General features: G+C 47.5%; 12 protein-coding genes. 4 read left to right on the forward strand and 8 right to left on the reverse strand.

What is annotated here, in order from left to right:
- Positions 1 to 43: 43 nt before the first annotated feature.
- The 5 genes from ACF8OV_RS23270 to ACF8OV_RS23290 all read right to left on the reverse strand — a co-directional run bounded on the left by ACF8OV_RS23270 (position 44) and on the right by ACF8OV_RS23290 (position 6,027).
- Positions 44 to 1,408: a TrkH family potassium uptake protein gene (locus ACF8OV_RS23270; protein ID WP_392404395.1), complete on the reverse strand. Its 1,365-nt coding sequence runs from the start codon at positions 1,406 to 1,408 to the stop codon at positions 44 to 46.
- 1 nt (position 1,409) lies between these two features.
- Complete coding sequence (locus ACF8OV_RS23275) at positions 1,410 to 2,063, reverse strand: TrkA family potassium uptake protein (protein WP_005375180.1); 654 nt, start codon at positions 2,061 to 2,063, stop codon at positions 1,410 to 1,412.
- Positions 2,064 to 2,214: 151 nt separating this feature from the next.
- The gene (locus ACF8OV_RS23280) at positions 2,215 to 2,913 is read right to left on the reverse strand and encodes a response regulator transcription factor (RefSeq protein ID WP_025557708.1); all 699 of its coding nucleotides are present in this window, start codon (positions 2,911 to 2,913) and stop codon (positions 2,215 to 2,217) included.
- Positions 2,910 to 3,944: an ATP-binding protein gene (locus tag ACF8OV_RS23285; RefSeq protein WP_025638729.1), complete on the reverse strand. Its 1,035-nt coding sequence runs from the start codon at positions 3,942 to 3,944 to the stop codon at positions 2,910 to 2,912. Before ACF8OV_RS23285 ends, ACF8OV_RS23280 begins: the two co-directional genes overlap by 4 nt.
- A gap of 259 nt (positions 3,945 to 4,203) precedes the next feature.
- Positions 4,204 to 6,027 (reverse strand): ABC transporter ATP-binding protein, encoded by a 1,824-nt coding sequence (locus tag ACF8OV_RS23290; protein WP_203504258.1) that lies wholly within the window; start codon positions 6,025 to 6,027, stop codon positions 4,204 to 4,206.
- Positions 6,028 to 6,172: 145 nt separating this feature from the next.
- Between ACF8OV_RS23290 and ACF8OV_RS23295 the strand changes: the two genes are divergently transcribed.
- From ACF8OV_RS23295 to fhuB, 4 genes are read left to right on the forward strand one after another with little or no spacing between them, the layout of a single operon-like run.
- Positions 6,173 to 8,263: a TonB-dependent siderophore receptor gene (locus ACF8OV_RS23295; RefSeq protein WP_015313544.1), complete on the forward strand. Its 2,091-nt coding sequence runs from the start codon at positions 6,173 to 6,175 to the stop codon at positions 8,261 to 8,263.
- A 52-nt stretch (positions 8,264 to 8,315) separates the two neighbouring features.
- Positions 8,316 to 9,101, forward strand: a complete 786-nt coding sequence (locus ACF8OV_RS23300; protein ID WP_005478119.1) for an ABC transporter ATP-binding protein — start codon at positions 8,316 to 8,318, stop codon at positions 9,099 to 9,101.
- Positions 9,092 to 10,021, forward strand: coding sequence for an iron-siderophore ABC transporter substrate-binding protein (locus ACF8OV_RS23305; protein WP_203504259.1), 930 nt, complete (start codon positions 9,092 to 9,094; stop codon positions 10,019 to 10,021). The genes ACF8OV_RS23300 and ACF8OV_RS23305 overlap by 10 nt, the downstream gene beginning before the upstream one ends.
- On the forward strand, positions 10,018 to 11,985 hold the full coding sequence (gene fhuB, locus ACF8OV_RS23310) for a Fe(3+)-hydroxamate ABC transporter permease FhuB (protein ID WP_140083893.1): 1,968 nt from the start codon (positions 10,018 to 10,020) through the stop codon (positions 11,983 to 11,985). Before ACF8OV_RS23305 ends, fhuB begins: the two co-directional genes overlap by 4 nt.
- An 80-nt stretch (positions 11,986 to 12,065) precedes the next feature.
- Here fhuB and ACF8OV_RS23315 read toward each other — a convergent pair whose 3' ends face one another.
- From ACF8OV_RS23315 to ACF8OV_RS23325, 3 genes are all read right to left on the reverse strand, one after another.
- The gene (locus ACF8OV_RS23315; RefSeq protein WP_140083892.1) at positions 12,066 to 12,935 is read right to left on the reverse strand and encodes a mechanosensitive ion channel family protein; all 870 of its coding nucleotides are present in this window, start codon (positions 12,933 to 12,935) and stop codon (positions 12,066 to 12,068) included.
- Between the two features lie 61 nt (positions 12,936 to 12,996).
- Positions 12,997 to 13,902: an OmpA family protein gene (locus ACF8OV_RS23320; RefSeq protein ID WP_025621915.1), complete on the reverse strand. Its 906-nt coding sequence runs from the start codon at positions 13,900 to 13,902 to the stop codon at positions 12,997 to 12,999.
- A gap of 9 nt (positions 13,903 to 13,911) precedes the next feature.
- Positions 13,912 to 17,427: a DUF481 domain-containing protein gene (locus ACF8OV_RS23325; RefSeq protein WP_258495867.1), complete on the reverse strand. Its 3,516-nt coding sequence runs from the start codon at positions 17,425 to 17,427 to the stop codon at positions 13,912 to 13,914.
- Between the last annotated feature and the right edge of the window lie 69 nt (positions 17,428 to 17,496).

The following is a 17,496-nucleotide window of genomic DNA, read 5'->3' on the forward strand; positions in this document are numbered from 1 at the left end:
GCAAAGCATGCCATCCACATGCTTTGCCGCCGCATCGGTTTCATCATCCTATTGCCAGTTTAGTGCTCGCGTAACGCGCTTTTTTCTTTCTAGGACTGGCTAAGAAGTACGCCAAAGTAAGGGGGCCTAATCGTCCCATAAACATCATGAAGATGATCACTAACTCACCCGGTTCGGACAAACTGCCCGTTAAGCCTCGCGACAAACCAACCGTACCCAGTGCCGAGACCGCTTCGAACATAATGTCTAACATAGACGCTTTCTCTGTCAGTAACAGCGTGAAGATGGCAAACCAAGTCACCCCCACCGAGATCAGAGTCAGCGCCAATGCCTTGCTGATGGTCTCTTTAGGAATCTCGCGTTGAAAGGCATAGGTTGCTTCATCACGACGCAAATAGCTGTAAGCTGCCAAGACTAACACCATAAATGTCACAACTTTAATACCACTTGCCGTGCTCAATGATCCACCGCCAATAAACATCAACACCAGAATGATCGCCGTTGTGGCATCTTCCAACTGATCGATAGCTAAAGTGTTGAACCCTGCCGTTCTTGGCGTCACCGCTTGAAACCACGATGCCCACCATTTCCCTGCTTCGCTCAACGGGGCAAGCGTGTTGGGGTTGTCATATTCAATCAGGTAAATCGCGATAAGTGCCACCACGTTAATGATCATCGTGCCTAAGATCATCATTCGACTGTAAACGGTGAGTCGGTGCCAACGGCGATTGCGTTTTAAGTCAATCCAAACCGAGAAGCCTAAACCACCAATAATGAACAAACTGGTAATGGTGAAGTTAACGACCGGGTCGTCCACGTAAGGCATTAAGCTATCGGCACTCAATGCAAAACCTGCATTGTTAAACGCACTGATGGTGTAGAAGAAACCATGGAACAAACTGGTTTTCCAACCCAGCTCTTCACTCCAATAAACGCTCAAAATAGTGAAACCAATAAGTTCAACGAGCAGAGCGAACATCAATACAGATTTAGCAGTGGCAATGAGTGTCGATGAGTCAGTTTGGTTGAACGCCTCTCTCGCGACTGCTCGCTCCAAAAAGCCAATTTTTCCGCCCAGAGCCAGCAAGGTCACGATGGCAAACGTCATTAAACCTAGGCCACCACATTGAATCAGGAAGGCAATAACCACTTGCCCAAAAGGCGTAAACGCCGTGCCCGTGTCCACCACAACTAATCCCGTCACCGTGATGGCTGATGTCGCAGTAAACAGGCTTTGAATCCAAGTGATGGGCTCTGTGGTGGCAATCGGCAGTTTGAGTAAGACAGTGCCGAGAATGATCAAGCACGCAAAGCTGAGGCTAAGTATCAGCGGCGGTGCGCCCAACAGTTTTTTGCCCGCTTTGGGTTTTCGCTCGATTGGGATAATAGAGGGATGCCACAAAACCATGTTACACCAACCTTGGAGCGACGTATTTCAGCTCAGCGCGACTACCGCAAAGCAACAGCGTGTCGAACTCATTAAGCACAAACTCATCATTGATATTGGTGTAGACGGCTTCTTCGCGCTTCACCAAGATAGGCTGAATGTTGTAACTGCCTCGGCTGATCAACTTAGAAAGCGGCGTATCGTGCAGATTGGATTTAACGTGGATTTCCACCACATACAAGCCATGCCCCATTTCCAAATAGTTGTTCACCATCGGATAGTTGAGTGCCTGCGCGACTCTTACGCCCATCTCCTCTTCCGGATGAATAATGCGTTGTACACCAAGCTTAGACACGATGGTGTGGTGTGCTTTGGTGCTCGCTTTGACCCAAATGGATTTCACACCCAGATTTTTCAGCGCCAGCGTACACAACAAACTGGCTTGCATGTCTTCGCCAATCGCCACCAACACCACATCACTGTTCGCTAGCGCTAACTCTCTGAGCGCACCTTCGTCTGTTGCGTCACATATGACCGCTTGCGTTAACTCTTCGACGTATTTTTCGACGATTTTCGGGTCGCTATCCACCCCCGTTACCGTGTGTCCAAGATGAATAAGTTCTAAGCTGGCGGCAACGCCAAATCGCCCTAAACCAATTACTGTAAAGTGAGCCATATCAATCCCTAACTGTGTTTTATGTATAGAAAATGCTAATGCGTTAAGGGCTAGACTGATTTTCCGTCACGGAAAATAGGCAACACGAATCCTGTTCGAGTGCCGATAACCAGCACTAAACCTTGGCATTAACGTTGATTAAATTTGGAATTTAGTGGTGCTTGGACGTCTCAAGCACTAAACGATAACCCAGCCCCGGCTCGGTTTTTAAAAGTCGCTGTTCGTCAGCGCTATCGTTCAGTTTTTTGCGTAGTTGACTCACTAGTACGCGTAAGTAGTGAGTATCTTCGACATGACTTTTTCCCCAAATCACCGCTAGCAAATGAGTTTGCTCAATGAGTTTTCCCGGCTTGAGAATCAACTGTTCAATGAAAGAAAACTCTTTCTTGGTGAGTGGAATTTCCCTCTGATCCAACCAAAATTGGTGAGTACTTTTGATGATTTTGACTCGGCCAGCCACCAGCTCATCAGCGATGGATTGCTCATCCACCAAATCTCGAACCAGCACTTTGATGCGCGCGATGAGCTCTTTTACGCCAAAAGGCTTGCTCAAGTAATCATTCGCGCCCGCTTCTAAAAGGCGGATTTTTTCCTCTTCTTGATCGCGAGCTGTCAGCACTAGCACTGGCGTTTTATGCGTCTGACGAAGTGTAGTGAGAAACTCCGTCCCATCGCCGTCGGGCAATCCTAAATCTAACAGAATGACGTGTGGCGAATGCGCTTCGAAACACGCTTTGGCTTCTGCAATGGTACTCGCGCCAATGTAATCAAACCCTTCAGCAGACAGCGAAATTCGAATAAAGGTATGAATGCGAGGCTCATCGTCCACGACTAAAACTTTGTAACTCACGCCTGCTCTGCTCCTTGATTGAGTGGAAGTCGAATGCGGATCAGCGTCCCTTCTGATACCGGCATAGATTGAATCTCTCCTTGGTGCGCGGTGATGATGCCTTTGGCAACCGCGAGTCCCATTCCGGTGCCTGAATCGGCCGATTTGTTGTTCGCGCCGGAATAGAAAAGGCTGAATATTTTTTCCGCATCTTCAGCTTTGATGCCAATCCCCATGTCCCGAACATCAATCACGCACGACGAACCCTGCTTAGAAAGAGAAACCTCAACAGATTCATTCTCTGGCGAAAATCGCATGGCATTATCCAGCACATTAAAAATCGCTTGTTCGATGAGCGAACGACTTACTGACAAATAGCCAACGGAATCATCCATATTCATGGACACTTTCTCGGTGTAATTCGGCAAACGAGAAACCGCATCCCGCACAATATTCGCAATAGGCTCATCTTTTTTGGTAATTTTTAATGTGCCGTGTTGGAGCTTAGTCGCCTGTAAGAGGTTCTCTATATATTGATGCAAGCGGTGGCTTTCTGAAGTCGCACTGTCGAGCAATTCTTTGCGCTCTAAGTCATTGAGCTTGGGCATGTACTCGTTGAGTGTGGTCAGTGTTCCAATAATGGTTGCCAGCGGCGTGCGTAGGTCATGGGACACCGATAGCAGGATGCTGTTTTGCAGCTTGGTTTGTTTTAACTCGCCCTGCTGCCGACGATAAAGATCCGCAAAGGTGCTGGTGATAAATGCCACCACCATAAACACGACTAGATTAAAAATGTCTTCCGGACGAAACATCTGCAAAGAGTAACGAGGCGTCGTGAAAAAGAAGTTGAAGCTCAGCGCTTCGATCACCGCCGCCGCATAAGCGAATCGCGAGTTGCATTGAAACGCCACCACCACGACTGCTAACTGCAAAATCAGCAGGACGGCAGCCGTAGAGCCAAACAGTTGGTCTAACAGCCATGAGGCCACAACCGCGCCAACAATCACGATGGCAGAAAAGAGAAATGTGTTATCTCGCCAATGAGCAAACATAAAGTACATCAACCAAAATTCGATGCAGAAACTTTAGCAAAAGCCCATTCGGAGTTCGCGTAAAAAAAGCGTAAAAAATTCAATAACGACAGACAGTTATAAACATAACCATCACTAAGTTGGTCTAACTCAATGAATAATCACAAGTTAACGTTACCCATTGACGCCACCCACTCGGTATAAACGACAGACACAAAAAAGAGGAGCATTTGCTCCTCTTTCGTTTAGTCTCATTTAGATGCAGCTGTTTGGCAGCATCTTACTCAGACAAAAAACCGCCGGTTTGATGCTTCCACAACTGAGCGTAAACACCACCCAATTGCAGCAGTTCGTGATGCGAGCCTTGCTCAATGATTTTGCCGTCATCCATTACAATCAAACGATCCATCGCGGCAATCGTTGATAAACGGTGAGCAATCGCGATCACTGTTTTTCCTTCCATCAGAACTTCAAGGTTTTCTTGAATTGCCGATTCCACTTCTGAATCAAGTGCAGACGTTGCTTCGTCCATGATCAAAATTGGCGCGTTTTTCAACAGCACGCGAGCAATCGCCACACGTTGACGCTGACCGCCAGACAACTTCACGCCGCGCTCACCCACTTCAACGTCGTAGCCAGCATTGCCTTGTTCATCTTTCAACGTTTGGATGAAGTCATGCGCGTGTGCTTTTTCAGCGGCGTTAATCACAGCCTCCATTGAAGCGCTTGGATCACCGTAAAGAATGTTCTCTTTAATTGAGCGATGCAGCAAAGAAGTGTCCTGTGTGATCATACCGATATGTTGACGCAGCGACTCTTGTTCGACTTGCGAAATGTCCTGCCCATCAATACAAATCTTACCCGTATTCACATCGTAAAAACGCAGCAACAGGTTAACCAACGTGGATTTACCTGCTCCAGAGCGACCGACGATACCGACTTTTTCGCCCGGTTTGATGGTCAGGTTCAAGTTCTCAAATACCGCCTTTTCGTCACTGTAGTTAAAACCTACGTTGTCGAAACAGATCTCACCTTGCGAAATTTGCAGAGGCTTGGCATTTGGCACGTCTTTCACTTCAACGTCGTTTGAAATCGTATTGATGCCGTCTACTACCGTGCCAATGTTTTCAAACAGCGCGCTAACTTCCCACATGATCCACTTCGACATACCTTGCACACGCAACGCAATACTGATGGCAATCGCAATGGCACCAATCGTCACAGCCTCGTCTAACCAGAGGTATACCGAGATAGCACTGATAGACAGAAGCAATAAATAGTTGATGGCATCGACACTGAACAGCAAACAAGTCACCATGCGCATTTGGCGGTAAACCGTCACCAAAAACTGCTTCATGCTGCTTTCTGCGTATTCCAACTCTCGTTGCGAGTGCGCGAACAATTTAACGGTAGAAATGTTGGTGTAAGAATCCACAATGCGTCCGGTCATGACCGAGCGAGCGTCCGCTTGATCTGTCGCAACCTGCTTCATTCGTGGGATAAAGTAGAACTGGATCAGAACATAAATGCCTAACCAGACCACAATCGGCAGCATCAATAAGCCATCTGCCTCACCCATCATCCAAATCATCGACAGAAAATAAACGCTGATATAAACCAGTACATCCACCAGCTTCATCACTGTTTCTCGTACCGCTAACGCGCTTTGCATCACTTTGGTCGCGACTCGGCCTGCAAAGTCTCGTTGGAAAAAGCCAACCGCTTGTTTCAGCAAGTAACGATGTATCAACCAACGGATAGACATCGGGTAGTTACCCAATAACGTTTGGTGCATCACCATCGAGTGCACAAAGCCTAAACACGGCATCACAACGACAACAAGCAACACCATCATCATGCGATCGCCTTGATCCACCCAGAATGTTGCACGGTCTTGGTTGGCAAGAATATCCACCAATTCGCCCATGTAACGTAAGAGCGTCACTTCCGTTACAGCAATCAATGCACTGAATATCGCCATGACAAGTAAAGGGGCTTCAAAGCCACGAGTGTAAAAGCGACAGAAGCCAAAAAGCGTCTTCGGTGGCTTTTCGGTTTCCATCTGGGGAAAGGGTTGGGTCAGTTTTTCAAACCAATTAAACATAACAACTACTTTGGTTACCGCGAATAAATTTGCGGACGTTTTACTATCTTTTGATACGAAAGTCAGTAAAATACCGAAACAAAAGTTCAAATGATAATAATTACAATTAAGCTTCTTGTTAAATATAATTGTCGGGAATGTATTTATGACGAAAAATAACTTACTGACCGTTGCGATCCGTAAAGCAATGGTTTGCGCGATTGCGCCTACAGTAGCAGTGGTTGCGCTTTCAGCGAACGCACAAGATGACGTTACCGCGATGGAAACCATCACCGTCACAGCACAAGCGTTAAAAGTAGAAACACCAGCGGCAGAAACACCACGCAGCGTTTCTATTATCTCTGAAGACGAACTTCGCGTTCGTGCACCGCAAAAATTGGACGAAGCATTACGCTACACATCTGGCGTAACCGCTCAGCCTTATGGCGCCGACAACGACACCGATTGGTTCAAAGTTCGCGGTTTTGATGCTGCGACTTACCTAAACGGCAACCGCCTATTCCGCGACGGTTACTACACATGGTTAGTCGAACCTTACGGCCTAGAAAGTGTGGAAGTGGTTAAAGGCCCATCAGCTATTCTGTTTGGTGAATCGGCACCAGGCGGTATCGTGAATGCAGTACAGAAAAAACCAACGTTTACGCCTCAAGGCGAAGTAAAAGTCGAAGTGGGCAACAACCAACACCAGTCTGTGGGTTTTGACATTGCTGATGAAGCAAACGACGATGGCACAATCCGCTACCGTTTGGTTGGCCTGATGACAAGCCAAGATGGCGAACTGGACGGCACCAACAACGAGCGTTTTTATCTAGCGCCAAGCGTCGAGTTCGACATTTCTGACCGCACAATGCTGACCGTTTTGGCCACTTACCTTCGTGATGACGGTGTGCCAACCAACCCATTTTTCCCAGCGGCAGGCACTCTGATTGGTTCTAACTTTGGCAAAATCGATCCTTCGACTAACCTTGGTCAGCCAAACTACGATAAATACGAACGCACGCAGTTCTCTCTAGGTTACTTGCTAGAGCACGACATCAATGACACGTGGTCATTCTCGCAAAACCTCAACTACGGTTCGAATGAGTTGTACTTGCGCAGCTCTTACGCGTTCTCAAACAACGATCCAGCGAAAGAAGAATTAACGCAAGGCATCGTATTCCGTGACGGCAAAAACCAGAGCATCACGTTCGATAACAATGCTGTCGGCAACTGGATGACAGATAACGCAGAACACACTGTGCTTGTCGGTATGGATCTGCAATTCCACAAAACCGATGGCGACGAACAGGACAACTACGCGTTTGGCACCATCAACCCGTGGAACCCAGTTTACGGCAACTTCAATCCACTTGATCCTTCAAAGAACGTGAAACGTGAGATTGAGAAATCTCAAGCAAGTGTCTACTCACAATACCAATTGAAACTGCATGAACAATGGATTGGTAACGTGGGGGCTCGTTACGACTGGGTGAAAACAGAAAACTCTGGCAAAGGCGCAGGCGTTGATCAAAACGAATCTCGTGATGATGGTCAGTTGTCTCTCAGCGCGGGTGTGATGTTCCTTGCAAACAATGGTTTGTCACCTTACGCAAACTACTCTCAGTCGTTTGAAGTGATCAGCACCATTGATGCGGCAACCAATGAGCTTTACAAACCGCTAGAAGGCGAGCAAGTAGAAGTGGGTGTGAAGTATGAGCCAAGCTTTATGGATGGCTTTATCAACCTAGCATGGTTCGACATTACGCAAAAGAACGCGTTGGTGACCAACCCATCAACATGGATCGCGACACAAACGGGTGAAGTGACTTCTCAAGGTATTGAGCTTGAAAGCACGGCGCAGCTAACCGACGATCTAAAACTGATGGCAAGCTACACCTACACCAAAGCGAAAACAGACGAAAGCTTTGGCAAAGGCAAAAAACAAGCCGCGCTTATTCCTGAACACCAAGCTTCGGCATGGGTAGACTACAGCGCGTACAGCCTAATTCCAGGCCTAAACATCGGTACTGGTGTCCGTTATGTGGGCGAATCTAAAGATAACCCTAAGAGCTCGAACCTAACCGTTCCTTCAGTGACTCTTTGGGATGCATCGGTCACTTACGACATCACTTCACAGTGGCAAGCACAGCTAAACGTGAACAACATTCTGGATAAAGAATTTGTATCAGGTTGCGATTACTGGTGTTACTACGGCCAGTCTCGCTCTGTCATGCTAAACGCAAACTACCGCTGGTAATTGAACTTTCTACTCCCCTCTCTTGAGGGGAGTTTTCTCCTGAGAGCCATCCATGTTTCAACTGTCTAATATTGAGATCGTTCGAGGTGGACGTCAGATCCTCGGCATCGACCAACTTAACATCCCAACGAATGAACTGACTGTCGTTTTGGGCCATAACGGTTCAGGCAAATCGACACTGGTGAACCTGCTTTCTGGTCAAATGTCACCAGATAAAGGCACGGTAGCATTAAATGACACTTCCCTTTCATCACTCAAAACCAAAGAGCTGGCAAAGCAGATAGCCTATTTGCCACAAAAGCTGCCCTCCTCGGCTGGTTTAACGGTAGAAGAGCTAGTGCGCTTAGGCCGCTTTCCGTGGCGTGGCGCACTTGGTCGTTGGAAACCTGAAGACAAACAGATTATCGCTGAAGCCATGGCTCGCACTGGCGTAGCTCCGTTTGCTCAAGCATTAGCGGACGATTTATCGGGCGGTGAGCGCCAACGCGCTTGGGTGTCTATGCTGTTGGCTCAACAATCACCGATTTTGATCCTAGATGAACCGACCTCCGCGCTCGATGTTCACCATCAATTTCAACTGATGGCGCTACTGGCAGAGCTGAATCGAACCGAGAACGTAGGCATTATCGTGATCCTGCACGATTTGAACTTAGCACTGCGCTACGCAACCCACATAGTTGCGCTCAAAAAAGGTCAAATTGCCTTTGAAGGCAACGCCGAAATGCTACTTGATGAAGCGCGTTTGTCTGCACTTTACGAATCACCAATTAAGCTCATTGACCATCCAACGCCCGCGGACACACTTGCTAGCCAGAAGGTGGCGGTGGTATGTGCATGATGGTTCGATTTCTCAAGCAACTAAGCTCCACGACTCTACTTTTTACAATGATGATTGCACGTGCGAACGCAGACATTACCGTTCATGATGCGTACGGAGCGGTGACTTTTGAGCAAGTGCCGCAACGCGTCGTGGTTCTCAACTGGGACATTTTGGAGCAAGTGCTCGCGTTGGACATCGAGCCCATTGCTGCGCCTAACTTGCCGGGTTATCGCCAGTGGGTAGTGAATCCTTACGCACCAGAATCCATTGAGGATATCGGCACTCGCGCCGAACCTAATTTAGAGAAAATCGCGAGTTTGAAACCCGATGTGATCCTAGCAGCTTCTCCCCAGCAAGATTTGATTCCCCTGCTCAGACAAATCGCGCCGGTGGTGTATTTGCCGAATTTTTCGCAAAACGAAGCCGCGGCTCAAACCGCAATCAAGCATTTTCGTACGCTAGGTGCGCTGTTTGATAAACAAGAGTTAGCGGAACAAAAACTGGCAAAACTCAATGACTCATTCAAACAACTGCGTGACAAGATTCGTCAGCATTATTCTGCCCCATTAGACGTGTTGGTAATGCGCTTCTCGACACCCAATTCTGTTCTGCTATCAACGGAAAATTCGACCACTGACTATGTGGTTGAGCAGCTTGGGTTAACCAACCCTATCCAAGTTTCTGCGCGCGCTTGGGGCATCAAACAAGATCGCATCAACCGCTTACAAAACCTTAAACAAAGCTACGTACTTTACGTGCAGCCTTTCCCGCAAGAGAGCAAGTTGAACAGCTCACCACTTTGGCAAGCGATGCCATTCGTGAAAAAACAGCGCGTAAATTCGGTAAGAGCGGTGTGGGCCTACGGCGGCGCGATGTCTTTGCAATACATGGCAGAAGCCATTACCGACAGCTTAATTGAACTGGCACCAAAACAATGAGAACGAAACCGTACATTGGCTATGTCGCGCTGATTGCGTTGCTTAGCCTATTGAGCTTACAAATTGATACGAGCTTGTCATTGAGTGAACAATGGCAGGTGTTCACTCAACCAGAAAGCGCCAGCGAATTTCGTGACGTTTTCTTTATGCAGTCTCAGTTACCTCGATTGAGCATCACGCTATTGGTTGGTGCAATGCTCGGGCTGACTGGCAGTTTGATGCAGCAGTTAACGCAAAACAACCTCACCTCACCGCTGACCTTGGGCACCTCTTCCGGTGCTTGGCTTGCGCTGGTCATCGTTAACATTTGGTTTGTTGACTGGGTGGCCGACTATTCCGCTTTCGCTGCAATGGCAGGTGCTTTGGTCGCGTTTGGTTTGATCATTTCGATCGCTGGTGTGCGCAATATGACGGGGTTACCCTTAGTGGTCTCCGGTATGGTCATCAACATTTTGCTTGGCTCCATCGCGACAGCTCTAATTATTCTCAATGCACAGTTTGCTCAAAACATCTTTATGTGGGGAGCGGGCGACCTTTCACAATACAGTTGGGATTGGTTTGAATGGTTGCTGCCACGTTCTACTATCGCAATCGTCATTTTGATTGTCGCACCACGTATTCTGACCTTAATGAAACTGGGACAAGAAGGCGCAGCAGCCCGAGGCTTAGCGGTATTACCCGCGTTTGGGGCGTTAATGGTGATGGGTATTTGGCTAGTATCAGCCTCAATCACTGCGGTTGGTATCATCAGTTTTATCGGCTTGTTAACACCAAACATCGCCCGCGCAATGGGAGCGAGAACGCCACGCGATGAACTCATCAGCAGCATGTTGCTTGGCGCTGCGTTGCTGCTTATCACCGATTCTGCGGCGATTTATCTCAGTTTGTTGTTAGAAGAAACCATCCCAAGCGGTGTGGCGGCGGCGGCCATTGGTGCACCTGCGTTGATCTGGTTTACTCGCAAGAAACTGACAGCTACGGATCAGCTGAACTTGTCGATGAGCCAAGGAAAAACGGCTCTATCGAACGCAGCAGTTTGGGGCATTGCAGTAATGGGGATCATCGGCATTCTGGCGTACTCATTTGTTACGCACGGCATTAGTGGTATTGAGTTTGCGATTCCTGGCGAGTTCCAATGGCAACTGCGGTGGCCACGCATGATCAGCGCGATTTCAGTAGGTGTTGCCCTTTCCATTGCAGGGATCATTTTGCAGCGCATCGTGTACAACCCACTCGCGAGCCCAGACATTCTCGGTGTGTCATCCGGCGCAACCTTTGCCATTATCATCACTGGTGTGATGGTTGGCTCTGTACTCGCCGCATTTAACTGGGGCGTCGCTTTTCTGGGCAGTCTGACCGTATTGATGCTGCTGCTCATTATCGGGAAACGCAGCCACTTTAACCCTTCTAATTTTGTACTCTCGGGTATTGCCCTTAGCGCCCTATTACAAGCTCTCGTGCAGTTTGCGTTGGCGCAAGGCTCTGGGGAAAGTTACAAAATTTTGCTCTGGCTCACGGGCTCAACGTATCGCGTCACCAGTACTAGTGCATTGATGTTGCTTATCGCCGTGTTGGTGCTTTTAGCGATTGTGTTTGCGTTGTCACGTTGGCTAACGCTGATTTCTATTGGTCGAGCGTTTTCTAACGCGCGTGGGCTGAATCCATCTTCTGCGAACACGATTTTGCTTGTTATCGTTGCTCTGCTGTGTGCATTTTCAACGGCGACGGTCGGCCCCGTTTCCTTTGTTGGCTTGGTCGCACCACACATGGCGATGATGCTAGGAGCAAGAAAGATCAAAGAACAATTATTCGTTGGCAGTTTAATTGGTGCAACGCTTATGGTTTGGGCGGATTGGTTAGGGCAAATCGCCATTTACCCGAGCCAAATTGCAGCAGGTACGTTAGTCGCGATTATCGGTAGTACCTACTTCTTGTTCCTGATGCTCAAAAGCAAGTTCCGATAGCTTGGCGTAAAGATAAGCGAAAAAAGAAACCCGCTCTTTGGGAGTTTACTCCGAAGCAGCGGGTTTCTTTTTAATGCGAGTTAGTTGAAGGCAGCGTCGTTCGATTCATCATTCGAAGCAGGAAAACGCTGCTCGTAAAGCTCCATAAAGTCCTGACGAATCAAATGTTCTAAATGGTTCGCCTTATCTGTCGGGCAGAAGATCATCACATGCACAATCTGCTCACCATTAATATGACTTGAAATGTGGATGTGCGGCTCTGCACCCGGCAGATCGACACCGGCATGCTTCTCGATCATGGCATTGTAACGATGTGCCACATCATTAAAGTAACTGCAATGCTCATCAATTTTGTCCGTTAACGGTGTCAGTAGCGGATACAGGTTGACGAAGTCTTTCACCACAATCGTGAAATTATGGTAAACATAACGCTTCATGAAGTTGAGGTTTTTAACCGGATAGGTGAAAAACATACTATTCGGCAACGTCGCGGTTTTACCCGTGTAATGGTATTGCCCGTGATGCAAATCGATCTCTTGAATCACCGTCGCCATCATGTTGTGTTCGATCACCTCGCCACACAACTTCCCCACTTCAATCCAATCACCCACTCGAAACGAGCGCGAACTTGCACGTTGAATCGAGCCTGTAAAACACAAAATGATCTCTTTCGATGCCACCACAATAGCAACCGCAATCGCTGTAACACTGAGCGCGAACTCACTGATTTCTGATTGCCAGAGGATAAACAGGATCAGCAATGTGAACGCAAACGTACCGTTTTTGGTTCTCGACATCCAACTGCGTTGATCTTCGGTTAAAAAGGCATGATCACCGCGAATCATCGACAAAATTGAACGACGTACCAACCACATAAAAAACAAAATTAATGTGGTAAACAGCATTTTGTGCGTGAGAAGAAAATCGACGACCAACTGCACTTTCTCCATTACCCAGCTCCCTTGTTACAGACTTATTATCTTTCGAATAGTAATGGGTAACCATAACAAATTATTCTGTCAGTTGTCCGTGTTCACTCTCTTTAAATACGATAAAGGCACGTCGATTCAGTGCGTTTGCTTCCGAAGTCGTTTGATTTATGACCGGTTGCAGTTCACCAAACGCTTTGACCTCCCAAACAAGCCGCGACGCATCAAGTTTGGTCTTGAGATATTCGACCACAGTTTGAGCTCGTCGCTCTGCCAATTTTTCATTGTAAGAAAGCGAGCCGACTTGATCAGTGTGTCCTGCAACCAAAATGCTGCCTTCTAACCCTTGTAACTGTTCAATGAAATCATCGAGCTGAGTGAGATCTTCAGCTTTCAACTCTGACTGATCAAAGTCGAAGTGTGGCGTCATGGTCATATAAACCTTACGCTCTGGCTTTGGAGGTTCGCAGAATGGCATCTCATCATATTTTTGCGCCTCCTCAAACATGACGTACGCTCGGCGGTTTTCAGCACGCGCTTGCTCTGAAGTATCGAGCGTAAGCGGTTGAGTCTCGCCAAAGTGCTTGATCTCCCAATCATAAAAAGTGGGATCAAGCTGCTGTTTGAGGTACGCCGCAACGGATTGTGCTCGGCGTAGAGAAAGCGCGTCGTTGTACTCGTTTGAACCTTTGTAATCAGTGTGACCGACAATGGTAATGCGTCCGCTTAAACCTTGAATATCGCGAATAAACGCATCCAGACTTGTCGCATCTGCTTCACGGATCTTGAATTTGTCGAAATCAAAGTGCTCTGCAACGGCAATATGAATTTCTCGCTGCGGCGCCAAACACTCACTAATAAGAAATTTAGAGACATTCACATCGGAGAATTTCTCTCGGTTTTCTTGGCTCACGTAAGTCTCGGTAGCGCAACCTGCTAACAATGCACCAATCATAATACCGCTCAACAAGCGAATCGTCGTTTTCATGTGACCCTCTTATAACTTGCCAACTAGGTTAATGAACACGCCTGATGCGTCGTAGTCATCATCATTCGCAAGGTTGCTGTCAAAGCCTGAGAAGTTATAGCCGACGCCGACTTTGAAGTTATCACCAAGATGTTTGTTCACCGAAATCAGCGCACCTTGCTCTAACTCATCGTAGGTCGAATCGGTCTTCCAATGGTACTCGCCTGTCACGTCCCACTCTTTCATCACTCGGTAAGAAGCACTTAAGCCGTACAATGAGATTTTGCTGTCAACCAGAATGTCTTCACCCGATTGACGAGTGAAGAGTTCATGCTTGTTTTTGAATGCGTATTTCGCGCCTAAATCCCAGTTGGCATCAAGTGAATAGATACCTTCCACTTCAATGATATGGCTTTCTTCATCTTTGTAATCCACATCGCGATTGAGTTGGTCGAAGTCCACTAAGTAGGTGTAGCGCGACAACAAATTCAAACGATCGTTGTAAATTGGGCGATACGCCAATCCAGCGGTCGACTCAATAAAACGAGCCAACATTTTGTCGCTCGATTTGCTTTCTGAGCGTGAGTAATTGAACTTACCGAATAAGGTGTACTCTTCCGTCAGATGATGAGTGTAACGGTTGGTCGTCACCCATTGGTCGATGCGTTTTTTGTCTGGGTCAGCAGAGTCATCTGTCTTATCGACACGATATTCCACTTTGTTCTTGAACAACACATCATCGACATCAATCGAGGTGCTTACACTCACCGCTTGGCGCTCGGTGGTGATGTTTTGATCATCCTCGATTTCGCCTTTCTGATAGCCGATACCCATGTCGATGTCGTCGTTCATGTCGTAGCCAAAGCCGAATGAATCGATGCGACCTTTGCCGTTGTTCTCATCCACAAATTGGTTTTCTTGGTAGAAATCGACCGTAGAAGTCAGATCTGCACGTTGACCGACAATCACGTTGTTTTTGCCTTCGTAGCTGTCATCGACATAGGTTAAGTAAGTGCTGTAGTCTTCCGTCACATCATAAGTCACGCTGGCTTCAGCCGCATCGCCACGATCGCCCGTGGTGTATTCTGCGCCGACGACGAAGTCTTCTAAAATACGCGTTTCACCACCAATAGTGACGCTGTCGTTCTCATCGTACTCATCGGTTTTTCCAACGGTTTTTTGCCCTTTGATGTAAACATTGTTGTCGCTATCCCAAATGTAATCGGCACGCAGGCCCGCTAAGGTGCCTTTGCCTTTTTCGTCTTCGTTGTTTAGCTCTTCGACCTGTTTACCTGCTGCGGAAATCTTAATGTGTTTGGTCACTTTGACCTGAGTTTCCAGTTCTGCCTGTTGAGAATCCGTTCTTAGTGTGCCGTCGGACTCACGCTCTTCCATCGAAGTAAATCGAGTTTTCACCGCAACACGATCCGTTGCTTGAAGACGGATTTCCGTACCATAAGATTCTTGTTCTAAATCGTCATCTTGGCTTGCGTAGCTGTAACCTGCATCTTTAGATTTGTACCAAGCTTTAACATCGTTACCCACAGCAGAAAACACGCTCGGGGCGATATCGTAGAGGTTCATCACACCTTTCACTTGATAAGAGTCACCTTCACGATCATCCGCACTGCCACCAATAGGCGTAAAGGTTAAACCGCCATCGAAAGAGACATAGTTAGAATCGGTTTGACGACCTTTACTGTGGCCGAACTCGGCTTTCAAATAGGTGCCTTCTGATGCTCGTAGCGTTAAGTCTGTGCCGTACGCTTCATAGTCTTGGTTATCTTTTTCTTCGGTTTGATAGTTTGCACCTACACCGATGTAGTCGTTTACCCAACCTTTGACGCGTCCACCAGCGGTCATTGCACCAAGCGCTTCACTGCCTTGAGGCACGTATTCATAATCGACAGCAAGATAGTTGTCATAACCGTCAGCTGGGGAGTCGTTAATGACCGAGCCAAAGTTGTCAGAAATGATGTTGTTTAGTGGTTTGGTTAGAATAATTCGGCCTTGGTATGGGTCGACTTCATAGTCACGTCCCGACTGCAACGGCAGTTCTTGCAAGGTGATGCCGCTGTTTGGGTCGACCACCTTAACCATCACTTTGTCGCTGCCAGGTACAACTTCGCCATGGCGTAAGAAGTACAGCGAACCGCCAGTACCTAAAAATTCATCGTGCGCAAACAGCGAATCCGATTCGGCGGCAAAGCCTACGATGTTAAGACGATCTTCACCGAACTTGGTGGTAGAACGTGTGCGATAGTCACCTTTGAAACCATATAGGCTGCGGTTGTAATCGTTGTTGTCAGTACCAGTTATACCTGTGTTGTAGTTCCCCCACAAAACGTTGGATTTGTCGTATTCAACGTTGAGATACACTTTGCCTTTGGTGTTGACCACTTTGTAGATGTTCGAGCTGTCACCGTAGTTGCCGTAATACATTTCATCGTCGTCTTCGAGAATGTCGAATACGCTGGATGAATCAGAGGCAAACGGGTGCTTAAACATGTCTCGCACGTCACTCTCTTTGGTATCAAAGTGGGTGGTGATTCGGAGTTTGTCACCAAACTTACCTTGGCCAAAATACGCTAAGCGACCTTGGTTATAGATATCATCTTGATATTGGTCATCAACTGCCAATGCTGCCGAATTACCTGTGACTTTGTTTTTACCAATGTAGAAATCCGCCAAACCCGCTTGTACCCAATATTCATCCGGAATACGCACGTACAGTTGGTAACGTCGCTCTTCACCGCTATCAAATACCACACGAGTTGGGAATAGATAGGCGTCGGCTGGCAAGTATTGCTCGGCGTAAAGCTCGCCCTCTTCTACATCAAATTCATCTTCACCTATCACCACCTTGTCGACACCTTTTAGTCCCGTCCCCATAAACCTTGCCAGACCAGCCGAGGTAGGAATGTTGTGGCGCATCAACTGAGCTTTGCCAAGCTTACGGCTTTGATCTTCTTCACCATCATGCTTGTCGATGTCGACTTCAGAATCGGGTTCAACAAGATCGATCACACCGACACTTGTCACGTCCATGTTGCCGTCTTTATCAAACGCTTTTAAGCGAAACAGAAGCTGCGTGTTGGATTCAAATTGGTAGTCTTGATCGGTCTTGCCATCCCAAACGATGTTGAAATCGTTGGCAAATTGCTGACCTTCCACCACCGCCAGCGGAGACACCAAACCACGATCGCCACCGCGATACACTTCTAATTGGTAATGATCCACGTAGTAACTGAAGTTGGTGGTGATAGCAAAACTCATCTCTTGCAGAGGTTTGCCGTTTCTGACTTCCACATTGCTGCTGATGCTCAGATCCAGCACCGGGTCAAAGCGCATGATGTCACGGCTAACCCAAATCGCACCTTGTTCCAGATAAATACGAGAATTGTCGGTTTGTTCATGCGTATTAACTTCAATACCCAGTGAGTCACTGCCCAGTTTTTCTAACTGGCTGGTGTCTTTTGCGTACGATAGGATCGGCAACGCCGCCGCGATACATATCGTCAGTTTTGATTGTCTAAATCTAATCATAATTTTCTTGCTTAACCGTTGCAGTCAATGGCTGAGAACAAGCCCAGCCAACGTGTAAGTTACGAACGG

The sequence above is a fragment of the Vibrio sp. GLN_1 genome, from assembly GCF_043106015.1.
Lineage (GTDB): Bacteria > Pseudomonadota > Gammaproteobacteria > Enterobacterales > Vibrionaceae > Vibrio > Vibrio parahaemolyticus.

What these genes read in the sequence shown, in the direction of transcription:
- ACF8OV_RS23270 (WP_392404395.1), bottom strand. Translation starts at nt 1,408, where the DNA reads ATGGTTTTGTGGCATCCCTCTATTATCCCAATCGAGCGAAAACCCAAA.
- ACF8OV_RS23275 (WP_005375180.1), bottom strand. Translation starts at nt 2,063, where the DNA reads ATGGCTCACTTTACAGTAATTGGTTTAGGGCGATTTGGCGTTGCCGCC.
- ACF8OV_RS23285 (WP_025638729.1), bottom strand. Translation starts at nt 3,944, where the DNA reads ATGTTTGCTCATTGGCGAGATAACACATTTCTCTTTTCTGCCATCGTG.
- ACF8OV_RS23290 (WP_203504258.1), bottom strand. Translation starts at nt 6,027, where the DNA reads ATGTTTAATTGGTTTGAAAAACTGACCCAACCCTTTCCCCAGATGGAA.
- ACF8OV_RS23295 (WP_015313544.1), top strand. Translation starts at nt 6,173, where the DNA reads ATGACGAAAAATAACTTACTGACCGTTGCGATCCGTAAAGCAATGGTT.
- ACF8OV_RS23300 (WP_005478119.1), top strand. Translation starts at nt 8,316, where the DNA reads ATGTTTCAACTGTCTAATATTGAGATCGTTCGAGGTGGACGTCAGATC.
- ACF8OV_RS23305 (WP_203504259.1), top strand. Translation starts at nt 9,092, where the DNA reads ATGTGCATGATGGTTCGATTTCTCAAGCAACTAAGCTCCACGACTCTA.
- fhuB (WP_140083893.1), top strand. Translation starts at nt 10,018, where the DNA reads ATGAGAACGAAACCGTACATTGGCTATGTCGCGCTGATTGCGTTGCTT.
- ACF8OV_RS23315 (WP_140083892.1), bottom strand. Translation starts at nt 12,935, where the DNA reads ATGGAGAAAGTGCAGTTGGTCGTCGATTTTCTTCTCACGCACAAAATG.
- ACF8OV_RS23320 (WP_025621915.1), bottom strand. Translation starts at nt 13,902, where the DNA reads ATGAAAACGACGATTCGCTTGTTGAGCGGTATTATGATTGGTGCATTG.
- ACF8OV_RS23325 (WP_258495867.1), bottom strand. Translation starts at nt 17,427, where the DNA reads ATGATTAGATTTAGACAATCAAAACTGACGATATGTATCGCGGCGGCG.